The sequence below is a fragment of the Nitrosococcus halophilus Nc 4 genome (assembly GCF_000024725.1).
GTDB lineage: Bacteria > Pseudomonadota > Gammaproteobacteria > Nitrosococcales > Nitrosococcaceae > Nitrosococcus > Nitrosococcus halophilus.
The window spans coordinates 2,274,371-2,286,258 of the sequence record NC_013960.1; the positions used below are offsets into that span (position 1 = coordinate 2,274,371).

The window sequence follows — 11,888 nt, forward strand, 5'->3', positions numbered from 1 at the left end:
ATGCGGTCCTGTACACTTTGGCTACCATGCCCTGAATACAATTTCATCTGACAATGTCCGATAGGTTAAATGCCAACTTTTACACTTTAAGGATGCGGGAGGTAAAATACTGGAAAATCCATCCCATCCTAAGGTACAGCCTGTCGTGGACAGAGCCTCCCTGTTTTTATTATCTAGTTGAATTATAAGGGATTAATTAGGTTTATCTCTCCTGCTCGTGCAATATCCGGGTTATACTGGCATACTGTCTGAATGCCAAAGGTAGGTTATACACCATGTACTCTAGGCAACAGGGTAAGCAATTTCGCTTATTGCCAGTGATCATCTATGGGGGGCTGTTGGCTTATGGCACTCTCTATCCGTTGCATGACTGGCAAGTTCCATTAGAAGTGAAATGGCGATTTATTTTTGAATATGAGTTGAATATCAGCTATTCGGATGTTTTAACGAATATTCTTGTATATATCCCATTAGGCTTCTTGCTTGCGCGTGCTGCGGCTTTCCGTTCCCTAATTGCCAAATTTTCCGCAGCCCTATTCGGGGGAGCCACATTAAGTTTTTTGCTCGAGTATTTGCAGATTTACTTGCCAAGCCGAGTGCCTTCATTTCTAGATTTAGGGCTTAATACCATGGGGGCCCTTGTCGGAGGGGTACTCTTCATTGTTTTTTGCCCCCAAGGCCGGATCTATGAGGGCCTACTCTCGCTACGCCGGGCCCATATGCAGCCTGGAGCGCTGGCCAGTTCAAGCTTGTTTCTCTTGGGTTTATGGGCACTTTCTCAAACCAGCCCATGGGTACCGTCGCTTGATGTCTATAGCCTGCGCCAGGAATTAAAGCCCCTTTGGTATGCGCTTACTCGACAGGCTTCCTTAGAACTCGATCAGATGGCGGTATATATTTTAACGATTATCGCTTTGGGCACGGTGAGTAATGGGATTTTGAAGCCTGGTAAACCGGTGTTCTGGTGGTTTGCTGCATTTGTCAGTGCGGTGCTTTTACTCAAATTACCCGTGGTAGGTCGCCCGCTCTCGGCCGAAGCCATTGCAGGTGTCAGCTTAGGAATGCTTTGTTTTGCCTGGCTACGTAGGCTATCGCCAAAGATTGCTATTTTAACCGGAATTGTGGCAATTCTCGGCGTTATTATTATCGACCAACTGTGTGCGGGAGGAACGATCTTAACTTCCGATTTTAATTGGATTCCCTTCAAGGGGCACCTTGCTGGTACTTTGATTGGTATTATCGACACTTTTATTGGCGTTTGGCCGTTTTTTGCCTTGAGCCTATTGGTTCTCCATTTCCGTCCTCAGCAACCCATAAGAGTACTTATGTGGGGAGGAATGGGGGTGTTGATTGGAATGTTTGCTTTGGAATGGAATCAGCAATATATTGCAGGTCGATATCCCGATATCACTGATGCCATGCTTGCTTTACTGGCGTGGTGGCTACCTTGGGTATATGCCCCCTTACGTCAGGAGTTGCGCGGGTCTGCCCGTGTTTTTAAAAGACGGTAACTTCTTCGTTTTACTGCCAGCCAAGTCATAACCCCCTTAACCCTCTATAGGCCAAGTCTCTAAGTTCATAGCTGGTACTCCTGGGTTATTTTCTCTCAATATCATTGGGAGTTTTCCCGATTCCTGGTCTGGAGATATTTCTTTCTTCCCCAAAGTTCGGGTGAGCAGCGTTATGAGCTCTCTGGAAATTTAACCATGGTCTAGGAACGGTAATAATACCAATTTCATGTAATTTTGCATTGTATAGATGCAGTCTAAACAAGCACTTGAAGCCTTAATAAATTGCATTCTTTGATTAAATTGGTATAAAACGGTAACGAAACGTACCTATCCTGAAAGTCGATGCATCGTGCTTTCAATATCAAGAGTCAATGTATACTCAATACCCTAAAACGGAACCATTTTTCATTGTGGGTGTCCACCGCTCCGGTACCACAATGCTGCGCCTGATGGTCAATAATCACCCCAATATTGCAGTACCGTTTGAATCGGTTTTTATTCCAGAATTTTATAGGCGACTAGCTGACTATGGTGATCTGACTAAGCAGGAGAGTGTAGCTAATCTTTTGCGCGATATTGCTGCGCATCCCTTCGTTAGAAGAGGGGGACTTATCCCAGGTGATATGGATACTATCCTAGCTCGCCCTATCAAAAGCTATGCTGATCTTATCCATGCAATATTTTAGAGTATGCCCGTTCTAAGCACAAGTTGCGCTGGGGCGATAAGACGCCATCTTATTGCACTGAATTGGATGTGCTATGGCATTTATTTCCGGGCTGCCGAGTAATTCATTTAGTCCGTGATGGTCGAGATGTAGCCCTTTCCCTAAGTAAGATCTCTTGGGGGTCAAAACATATCCCTAGGGTAGCGGAAGAGTGGCGTTGGAAGACTACACTTATGCGCAAGATGGGCACCCTCCTTGGAGAACATTATTTGGAGGTTCGATACGAGGATTTGGTCTTGGATACGGAGGCGACCTTGCGTACCATTTGCAATTTTTTGGGGGAGCCTTTCCATGCCCGGATGATGGCTTATCAATCCAGTTCAGAGGCTGAAATGCCAGTAGGAAGCATTCAGTGGCACCAAAAATCAATGCAAGCGCCAGACCCTGACAAGGTTTTTGAGTGGACATCAAAGATGCCACTCTCAGATCAGGCTATCTTCGATGAAATTGCTGGTCCCGCGTTGGATCTTTTTGGCTATCAGAGAATAGTCAAACATCATCTATTCATTACCCGCCTTAAAAAGCTTCATTATGCCGTAATTCAGCGGTGGTAAGTGGGCTGCCTCTAGACTCTGGTTTTAGTTTACATCTGGCAGGGAGCGCCCTGAAACAGGGGAAGGCGATCGAACAGTCGATGGTGTATCTTCTCTGAGCTAGTATTATATGTTATCCCGCTTTGGCTACTAAGGGATGAAAAAGCGGGATATTAAACGCTAAGCGCATTTTTTCCAGAGAAAGAGGGCAGTAAACTTGTGTTGGCAAACGCGGCTGCAAAGGTTATGGTTGCTGTTAAAGATTGGCGTATTGCTTCTAATGGCAACCAATGCTATAGCGAGCTTACCAGAGACCATTGAGCATATTAAACAGGCAGTGGTGGGAGTAGGTACTTATGCCTCCACCCGGGGTGCCCAGGCAAGTTATCGGGGGACAGGCTTTGTGGTCGCTAACGGTCGCTATGTGGTGACTAACGCCCATGTGTTGCCATCCCAACTTGATTCTAAACGTAATGAACGTATCGCAGTATTTGTCGGTGTAAAAGGTCTGCTACGGCGGGCAAAGAAAGTGGCTGTCGATACTGTACATGATCTTGCTTTGTTGAAGATAGAGGGTTCCCCTCTGCCCCCTATGTCGTTGGGTAATACCTCGCAAGTCCGTGAAGGCGAATCCATTGCTTTTACCGGCTTTCCGATTGGAGCTGTGTTGGGGCTGCATCCTGTGACCCACCGTGGTATTGTGTCAGCTATTACCCCTATTGCCACAGCTGGCCGGACCAGCCAAGATCTTAATCCTCAGCGAATTCAACACTTGCGCCAGCGTTCTTTTAAAGTATTTCAGCTGGATGCTACGGCATACCCCGGTAATAGTGGTAGTCCAGTCTATGATCCTGATACTGGACAGGTGCTAGGCGTGGTAAATATGGTATTTGTTAAAGGTAGCAAGGAGAACGTACTCAAGAATCCAAGCGGGATTACCTATGCTATTCCAGTGGATTATGTCAAGGCCCTACTTGAAAGAGCGGGGGTGAAGCTGTAATAGTCTCCCGCTCCCCAATTTGAGGGGCGGTTAATCAGTCAGCATAGAGCGCAATTTCTTGATGGCGTTATTTTCCAACTGGCGGATTCGCTCGGCAGAAATTTGGTATTCCGCAGCCAGTTCGTGCAAGGTGCTTTTGCTTTCTTGAAGCCAACGGCGGTGGATAATCGCACGGCTCCGAGGATCTAGCGCTTCCAGTGCCTGCTGTAGACGTTGGCCGTAATGATTCTCTTGGTCCAGCCGCTCCATTTGCCTCGCCGGGTCGGTGGTAGGATCGAAAAGATAGGCGATCGGCGCGGGGATGTCGTCTTCGCTATTTTCAGCGTTGGGGCCCTCAAAGGGAGTGTCTTGGCTGCTCAAGCGCGCTTCCATTTCCAAGACCTGCTTAGGACTGACTCCTAGATCACGGGCAACCTCATCCACCTCTTTTCGATTTAGCCAGCCCAAGCGCTTTTTAGCGCTCCGCAAATTAAAGAATAGTTTGCGCTGGGCCTTGGTGGTGGCTACTTTGACGATGCGCCAGTTGCGAAGAATAAATTCATGGATTTCAGCCCGGATCCAATGCACAGCGAAGGATACCAGACGGACCCCTTGTTCTGGATCGAAGCGTTTGACCGCCTTCATGAGGCCAATATTGCCTTCCTGGATTAAATCGGCCAGGGGAAGCCCATAACCGCTGTATCCTCGCGCAATCCGGACCACGAAACGAAGGTGGGAGAGTACCAACTGCCGAGCTGCGTCCAGGTCATGATGATCTCTAAGGCGAAGGGCCAGATTGTGCTCCTGGTCCGCGCTTAGTATGGGAATGCTATGGACAGTTTGGCAGTAGGTATCCAGATCCCCCACAGCCACCGGCACCAAGAACCCATTACTATTGCGTACAGTCAGTTCCATAAGTTCCCCTTCAGAAAAAAGCTCTTCTTATATTAGCACTCAAGTAGTAAGAGTGCTAATTTTGAGTATGAATTTATCGCAAAGGTTTCCTGCCGGTGGCGCGCGTTGGCCTTTGAACACCGGTCACAGGGAGTAAAAAATTAGACAAGCATATTTTTTACTAGTTTGCACTATTAAATTTGGCCACCGCAGGAAAATTTCAAGGGCTGCTCAACTGACTGAGATTCCTTCCTCTTTGCGCCTGGGTGGTAAAAATCCATGTTTAATTCTTCTCCCCCGGCGGGAGAAGATGTGGATGAGGGGGTAATTGGGCTAGGCATTACCTGTTTCTAATCCATTGAAATATTCGCGTTCATTTGCGGCTATTTTAATTCAGTAGGGTTTTAGTCCCCGTAGGCGCCGATCTTAAGCTTCTTCCTCCATCTCTTCCGCGGAGGTAGGGGTAAGTAAGGCCGCCACGAACTCTTCCGCGTCGAAAGGACGGAGGTCGTCGATTCCTTCACCAACGCCGATAAAGCGGATAGGGAGCGCCATTTTCTTGGCAATGGCGAAAATGACTCCCCCCTTAGCGGTGCCATCCAACTTGGTGAGGGTAATCCCTGTAAGGCCCACGGCTTCATGGAACTGTTTAGCCTGATTGAGGGCATTTTGGCCCGTCCCGGCATCTACGGTCAGCATTATTTCATGGGGAGCCTGGGGATCCACTTTCCCCATGACCCGTTTGACTTTTTTGAGTTCTTCCATGAGATTGGCCTGGGTATGCAGGCGGCCTGCAGTATCCGCAATCAGTACATCGATTCCTCGCGCCTGGGCCGATTGTAGGGCATCAAAAATCACCGAGGCAGAATCAGCCCCGCTGCGCTGGGCGATCACAGGCACCTGGTTACGTTCGCCCCAGGCTTGAAGCTGCTCCACCGCGGCAGCGCGGAAGGTATCGCCTGCAGCCAGCATTACCGAGCGGCCTTCCGCCTGGAATTTTTTGGCCAACTTACCGATCGTGGTGGTTTTGCCGACTCCATTGACGCCCACCATGAGAATGACGAAGGGTTTGATGCCCTCGGGAATCACGAGGGGGTGGCTAGAGGGCAGCAGCAGTTCTTGCATATTCTCCCGTAAGGCGGCCATTAAGGCGGCCGGATCTTTGAGTTGTTTGCGGGAGACTCGCACGGTGAGATTATCGATGATGGATTGGGTGGCTTCTACCCCTACATCGGCAACAAGCAGTTGAGTTTCAATCTCTTCCAGTAATTCATCATCGATGTTTTTTTTACCCAGCATCAAGTCGGCGATGCCGCCGGTCAAGTTGCCGCGGGTGCGACCCAGGCGATTACGCAGGCGTTTAAACAACCGCTGCTTTTTCACGGTTTCCGTGCCCCCATTGGCTTCCTCCGGGGTTTCAGCCATTTCAGGGGGAGAAGTCACCGTTTCTGGATTTTGTTCTGGGCTCTTTCCCTTTCGCTTAAAGAAACTTACCATGGTTGTTACGACTCATTAGGTAATACTGACTAAGTATCCTATCATTATTGCCATTTTCATTAAGAGTAAGAAGGAAGACGATGACGCCATTCATACGCTTGCTAGGGACCTTTGTGGTCTTGGTGCTGCCGCTGGCGGCTGTGGCCAAAGTGCATGAATTTACCCTGGAGAACGGGCTAAAACTCCTGGTTAAGGAAGACCCTCGCGCACCAGTGATGGTCTCCCAAGTGTGGTACAAGGTAGGCTCTAGCTACGAGCACAGTGGGATCACCGGCATTTCCCATATGCTGGAGCATATGATGTTTAAGGGTACCAAAACCCTGGAGCCTAACCAATTTTCGCAAATTATTTCCGCTAACGGCGGCGAGGAGAATGCCTTTACGGGCCGCGATTATACGGCCTATTTTGAGCAAATGGCCAATGACCGGGTGGAGGTGAGCTTCCGCTTGGAGGCTGATCGCATGCGTAATCTGGTGCTCGATCCCGAGGAACTACGCAAGGAAAAGCAGGTGGTGATGGAAGAGCGGCGTATGCGCACGGAAGATAACCCCAATGCCTTGACCTACGAGCGTTTTAACGCCACGGCCTTTCTGAGTAGTCCTTATCATCATCCCATCATTGGCTGGATGAGTGATATCCAACATTATGGGCTAAAGGATTTGCAGGCCTGGTATCAGAAATGGTATGCCCCTAACAATGCCACGGTCGTGGTGGTGGGCGATGTGGACCCGGAGGCCATCTATACTTTGGCCAAAAAGTATTTCGGTCCCCTGGAGCCGGAGACGATCACTCCGCCGAAACCCCAGCAAGAGATTCCCCAGAATGGCCGTCGGGAGATCTTCGTGAAGGCCCCGGCCGAGCTGCCTTATCTGTTGTTAGGCTGGAAAGTTCCCGTCATCAAGACTGCTGAAGAGGATTGGGAGGCCTACGCCCTGGAAGTGCTAGCAGGAATCCTGGATGGGGGGCGCAGTTCCCGTTTCTCCAAGGAACTGATCCGGGGCAGTCAGGTCGCTACCAGTGTGGGGGTTAGCTACGATCTTTATGCCCGTGGCCAGGACCAGTTGGTGATTGCCGGGGTCCCGGCCCAAGGACATACCATCGCCGAGTTAGAGGAGGCTATTGGGGCCCAGATCCAGCGGTTGCAAAAGGAGCTGGTAAGCAAAGAAGAACTGGAGCGAATCAAAAACCAAGTCGTGGCCCATAAAGTCTTTGAGCAGGATTCCATGTTCTTTCAAGCCATGCAGTTGGGTTTGTTGGAGACAGTGGGCTTAGACTGGCGGCTAGCCGATGCCTATGTGGATCGTGTACAGGCCATCACCGCTCAGCAAGTTCAAGCGGTGGCCCAAAAATATCTGCTGGAGGGCAATTTGACCCGAGCGGAATTGGTGCCTTTGCCTATTCAGCCGGGAGAAGAAGCACCCCCAACTCAGCCCACCGAGGGAGGCCGCCATGTTTCGTAGTCTGCTCGTTTTAATTCTATGGGGTATTGCGGGGACGGTTTCGGCAGCCCCTGATATTCAGCACTGGACCGCGGCAAACGGGGCGCGGGTCTATTTTATCCAGGCCAAGGAACTGCCCATGGTGGATATCCGGGTGGTCTTTGACGCCGGTGCGGCCCGGGATGGGGACCAACCGGGATTGGCCCGATTGAGCAATGCTTTATTGTCGGAGGGCGCGGGCGAGCTGGATGCCGATGCCATCGCCGAGCGTTTCGATAGCCTGGGCGCCCAATTTGGCACCCAAGCCGAGCGGGACATGGCAGTAGTGAGTCTACGCAGCCTGACAAGGCCTGAAATTTTGCAGCCGGCGCTGGAGACCATGGCCTTGGTTTTGGCCAAGCCTGCCATGCCATCAGGGGCTTTTGAGCGAGTGCGCAAACGCATGGAGGCCACCCTACAAAGGCAGTTGCAGTCGCCAAGCAGTCTTGCTAGCCGAGCCTTTTACCGTCACCTTTACGGCGATTATCCTTATGCTCATTTACCTTCAGGGACCGAGGAGGGGCTAGCCAGTCTGAGCCGGGATGACGCCTTGGCTTTCCATCAGCGCCACTATGTGGGTCGTAATGCGGTAGTGGCCATTGTAGGCGCCCTGGACCGTACTCAGGCCGAAGAAGTCGCAGAGCAGGTGATAGGCGATTTGCCCGCCGGAAAACCGGCGCCCACGCTACCTTCTGTACCTAGCCTCGAGGAGGCCAGTAGGGAGGTCATTACTTATCCTTCCACCCAAACCACCGTCATCCTGGGCACGGTAGGCATGCGCCGTGGCGATCCCGACTATTTCCCCTTATATGTGGGGAACCATGTATTGGGCGGCAGCGGCCTGGTGTCACGGATCAGTGTGGAACTGCGGGAGAAAAGGGGCCTGACCTATAGCGCCTACAGCTATTTTAGCCCCATGCGTCGCCGGGGTCCCTATATTTTGGCGTTACAGACCCGCAATGAACAGGCGGAGGAAGCCTTGCAGGTGCTGCGCAACACTCTGAAAGAGTTTATGACCAGGGGGCCCGGTGAGGAGGAACTCCAGTTTGCCAAGCAAAATATTACCGGGGGGTTTCCACTAAGAATCGATAGTAATGGGGAGAAAGTCCAGTATCTTGCTATGATTGGTTTCTATCGATTGCCGCTGGATTATTTGGAAACCTTTACCTCCCAGGTGGAAGCGGTCACGGTGGCCCAGATTCGGGAGGCCTTTCAGAAAAGAGTTGATCTAGATAAGATGGTCACGGTTATGGTGGGTGGTGCCGCCGAAGGGTAGAGCCGGAGCTTCCCGAGGCCAGGTTCGGATTATTGGTGGTCTCTGGCGCGGTCGGAAACTCACCTTTTCCCCTCGCCCAGGGCTGCGCCCTACCCCGGATCGGGTTCGGGAGACCTTATTTAATTGGCTTCAGCCGGTGATTATGGGCGCCCATTGCTTGGATTTATTTGCAGGCAGCGGCGTCTTGGGTCTGGAGGCCAGTTCCCGGGGGGCGGCGCAAGTGGTCATGGTGGAGAAGGATCCGCGGGTCTGTCGGGAAATTTATGCTCAGGTAATGCGCCTTGATGCTAAGGGGGTAGAGGTGGTTGCCAGTGAGGCTTTGGCTTATCTCCGGAGCCCTACTCAAAGTTTTGATATTGCTTTTTTAGACCCCCCCTTTGGGAGTGAGTTGCTAGGGCCCTGCTGCGAGCACCTGGAGCAGGGCGGTTGGTTGACCCTCGGCGCCTACATTTATCTGGAGGCCCGGGGCCGTGGGGGTTTACCGCCTTTGCCCGCTAGCTGGGAGTTAGTGCACAGCAAACAAGCCGGGGAAGTGGGGTATTATTTGGCTCGCCGTAGTTAAACTCAGCTGACTTGAGAATTCTAACCCATGCCAAATATTACTGCTGTTTACCCAGGGACTTTTGACCCTATTACCCGAGGTCATAGTGATTTGGTGGCGCGCGCGGCCCCCTTATTTGAGCGGATTATTGTGGCCGTTGCCGCCAGTCCCGTGAAAGCACCCTGCTTTTCATTAGAGGAACGGGTGTCTTTGGCCGAAGAGGTCTTGGCGGATCACCCTAATGTGGAAGTGCAAGGCTTTGATAGTTTGCTGGCGGATTTTGCCCGGGATTGTGGCGCCCGCGTGTTGCTGCGAGGGTTGCGGGCAGTATCCGACTTTGAGTACGAATTTCAATTAGCCAGCATGAATCGCCACTTGGTGCCGGAAGTGGAAACGCTGTTTCTGACACCTGCCGAGCAATATGCCTTTATTTCGGCTAGCCTAGTACGGGAGGTGGCCGCTTTAGGAGGCGATGTATCGCCTTTTGTGCATCCTAGTGTGCTGGCTGCGCTGACTGAAAAATTGGGCTAAAATATTTATAATTGAGTATTTTAGTCAGGAATAAGCTATGGCTTTATTGATTACCGACGAGTGCATCAACTGCGATGTCTGCGAGCCCGAGTGCCCTAATGGAGCAATTTCCCAAGGAGAGGAGATTTATGTCATTGAGCCCAAGCTCTGTACGGAGTGTGTCGGGCATTTTGAGACTCCCCAATGCGTTGAGGTTTGTCCAGTGGAATGTATTATTCCTGATCCTGGCCGTAAAGAAACCCAAGAGGAGCTAGAGGGCAAATATAAAGCGCTGATGGCTCAATCGGAGTAACTCGAAGTTTTTTGGATAGCTAAGTCTTTTTGCGATATCCGGTTAGCCTAGATAGATCAGTTAGCCGAATCGAGACTTAATCATCCGCTAGCTGGTCGATGGCCTCCCTATCCCCTGTCTCCAGTTGGACCTTGATCGCCCCCATACTACTTAGCACGCTGGCGATCTTGCTAGCCCCGGGGATAGGCAGGATATGCTCTCCTTTTTGCAGTAGCCAAGCCAGCGCAATCTGATAGGGGGAGGCCTGGTGCTTTTCACCAAGATCTTGAAATAAAGGGTGGGCAGTTAAACGTTCGTGGTGACGCCGTCCTCCGACAGGGCTGTAAGGAACGTAGCTGATCCCTTGGTTTTGGCATAGATCCGCTAATCCGCTCTGGAAATCCTGCTTGTGGAAGGGATGGCAGCGATTTTGCACTGCGGCAATTGGAACTTGCTTCAAAGCCAGTTCCAATTGCCGGGAATCAATATTGGAGAGCCCTAAGTGCCGAATTTTGCCTTCCTCCTTGAGCCGGATTAGCATCCCCAGGGACTCCTCGAAGGGGATGTTGGGATCAGGCGCATGGAGATAATAGAGGTCGATGATTTCGCAGTGGAGATCTCGCAGGCTTTGTTCGCAGGAGGTGCGTAGCCATTCGGGGTGGGCGTCAACGACCCATTCTCCGCGAGGACGCCGGAGTCCTCCCTTGGTCGCAACCAATACTTCATTGCGTGCCCCAAGTTGGGTCAGGGCAGAATAGATAAGGCGCTCGTTATGACCCAATTCTCCATCATCAAGACAGTAAACATTCGCGGTATCGATAAAATTGCCGCCGTTTTCCACAAATGCTCGAATGACCTCCATGGCGTCCTTTTTCTCCGGCCGCCCGGCGATGGAAAGAGGCATGGCGCCGAGGCCGATGGCATAAAGTTGATAGCCTGTCCCGTCAAGCTCTCTTTTCATGAAAATCTCCTTAATGAATGCCCTATTCGACGATCCGGATGAACCCTATGATTTCAAGACGGAATTCCGCAATACCCTGCCGAATTTCTGTACCCTCGTTTGCCGAAGAGTCTGAGCCCACGTCAACTACCTCTCCCTAAAGGAAGAGGCTTGTAGCTGTACTCCCTCAATCCCTATGAGATCAACGCACGCTACATTGGGCACCAAGAGCGGGTTTCCTGGCTTAACCGCTTGCCCGTTAGGCTGGTTGACACGTCTGACCAGGACGCTGCAGAAGCGGAGCAGCCTTATTGTATTAACGCAGCATCTTGGTCGTTTGGCGATGCTGTCCAGTTACCCGGAGACGTTAAACAATGCCAGTATTTTTAAGCACGAACTGTTTACCCGGTGGGTGCCTAAGTGCAGGCACATTATACCCTAATTGCGGGCGCTTCCTCCCCCACCTGAAGGTCGGGGCCTCCGCGCCTGTGCCAACCTGAGAGGTTTAATTGGTGATCGTCAAGACGGTGATGCACCATTTTGAGGAGAGTTAACTCATGCGTTCCATTGGAGCCTCACATGGATGTTAGGCGACCCCCTAGCAAGGTTGCGAAGTGAAACGGCGCGCCGAGCGCGAGGGCCGCATTGCTTGCGTTTTGCCATGAATTGGCGCTATGATTTTATTGCTCTCGGAGCCTAGGGTGGGGAGCAC

General features: G+C 51.3%; 12 protein-coding genes. 9 read left to right on the forward strand and 3 right to left on the reverse strand.

The features are described from left to right. Positions 1–275: 275 nt before the first annotated feature. From NHAL_RS10690 to NHAL_RS10705, 4 genes are all read left to right on the forward strand, one after another. Positions 276–1,511 (forward strand): VanZ family protein, encoded by a 1,236-nt coding sequence (locus tag NHAL_RS10690; RefSeq protein WP_013033153.1) that lies wholly within the window; start codon positions 276–278, stop codon positions 1,509–1,511. A gap of 371 nt (positions 1,512–1,882) precedes the next feature. Continuing rightward, the gene (locus NHAL_RS22250; RefSeq protein WP_041354885.1) at positions 1,883–2,197 is read left to right on the forward strand and encodes a sulfotransferase; all 315 of its coding nucleotides are present in this window, start codon (positions 1,883–1,885) and stop codon (positions 2,195–2,197) included. Continuing rightward, positions 2,191–2,790 carry a sulfotransferase gene (locus tag NHAL_RS21995; protein ID WP_083761394.1) on the forward strand — a complete coding sequence of 200 codons (600 nt, stop codon included), beginning with the start codon at positions 2,191–2,193 and terminating at the stop codon, positions 2,788–2,790. The genes NHAL_RS22250 and NHAL_RS21995 overlap by 7 nt, the downstream gene beginning before the upstream one ends. A gap of 259 nt (positions 2,791–3,049) precedes the next feature. Continuing rightward, the gene (locus tag NHAL_RS10705; RefSeq protein WP_083761443.1) at positions 3,050–3,769 is read left to right on the forward strand and encodes a S1C family serine protease; all 720 of its coding nucleotides are present in this window, start codon (positions 3,050–3,052) and stop codon (positions 3,767–3,769) included. Positions 3,770–3,799: 30 nt separating this feature from the next. On the opposite strand, the gene rpoH is transcribed toward NHAL_RS10705, so the two are convergent. Both rpoH and ftsY read right to left on the reverse strand, forming a co-directional pair. After that, complete coding sequence (gene rpoH / locus NHAL_RS10710) at positions 3,800–4,663, reverse strand: RNA polymerase sigma factor RpoH (RefSeq protein WP_013033155.1); 864 nt, start codon at positions 4,661–4,663, stop codon at positions 3,800–3,802. A 405-nt stretch (positions 4,664–5,068) separates the two neighbouring features. Continuing rightward, a complete protein-coding gene (ftsY, locus tag NHAL_RS10715; protein ID WP_013033156.1) occupies positions 5,069–6,139 on the reverse strand; it encodes a signal recognition particle-docking protein FtsY in 1,071 nt (356 codons plus the stop codon). Positions 6,140–6,219: 80 nt separating this feature from the next. Between ftsY and NHAL_RS10720 the strand changes: the two genes are divergently transcribed. Genes NHAL_RS10720 through NHAL_RS10740 form a run of 5 tightly spaced genes read left to right on the forward strand, consistent with a single transcriptional unit; the run spans position 6,220 to position 10,257 of the window. After that, positions 6,220–7,599 carry a M16 family metallopeptidase gene (locus tag NHAL_RS10720; RefSeq protein ID WP_013033157.1) on the forward strand — a complete coding sequence of 460 codons (1,380 nt, stop codon included), beginning with the start codon at positions 6,220–6,222 and terminating at the stop codon, positions 7,597–7,599. Next, complete coding sequence (locus tag NHAL_RS10725; protein ID WP_013033158.1) at positions 7,589–8,893, forward strand: M16 family metallopeptidase; 1,305 nt, start codon at positions 7,589–7,591, stop codon at positions 8,891–8,893. Before NHAL_RS10720 ends, NHAL_RS10725 begins: the two co-directional genes overlap by 11 nt. Next, positions 8,877–9,455 (forward strand): 16S rRNA (guanine(966)-N(2))-methyltransferase RsmD, encoded by a 579-nt coding sequence (rsmD, locus tag NHAL_RS10730; RefSeq protein WP_013033159.1) that lies wholly within the window; start codon positions 8,877–8,879, stop codon positions 9,453–9,455. Before NHAL_RS10725 ends, rsmD begins: the two co-directional genes overlap by 17 nt. Before the next feature lie 27 nt (positions 9,456–9,482). Continuing rightward, complete coding sequence (gene coaD / locus NHAL_RS10735) at positions 9,483–9,965, forward strand: pantetheine-phosphate adenylyltransferase (RefSeq protein WP_013033160.1); 483 nt, start codon at positions 9,483–9,485, stop codon at positions 9,963–9,965. A gap of 37 nt (positions 9,966–10,002) precedes the next feature. After that, positions 10,003–10,257, forward strand: a complete 255-nt coding sequence (locus NHAL_RS10740) for a YfhL family 4Fe-4S dicluster ferredoxin (RefSeq protein ID WP_013033161.1) — start codon at positions 10,003–10,005, stop codon at positions 10,255–10,257. A gap of 76 nt (positions 10,258–10,333) precedes the next feature. Here the strand turns inward: NHAL_RS10740 and NHAL_RS10745 are convergent, their stop codons facing one another. Continuing rightward, positions 10,334–11,197, reverse strand: a complete 864-nt coding sequence (locus NHAL_RS10745; RefSeq protein WP_013033162.1) for an aldo/keto reductase — start codon at positions 11,195–11,197, stop codon at positions 10,334–10,336. Between the last annotated feature and the right edge of the window lie 691 nt (positions 11,198–11,888).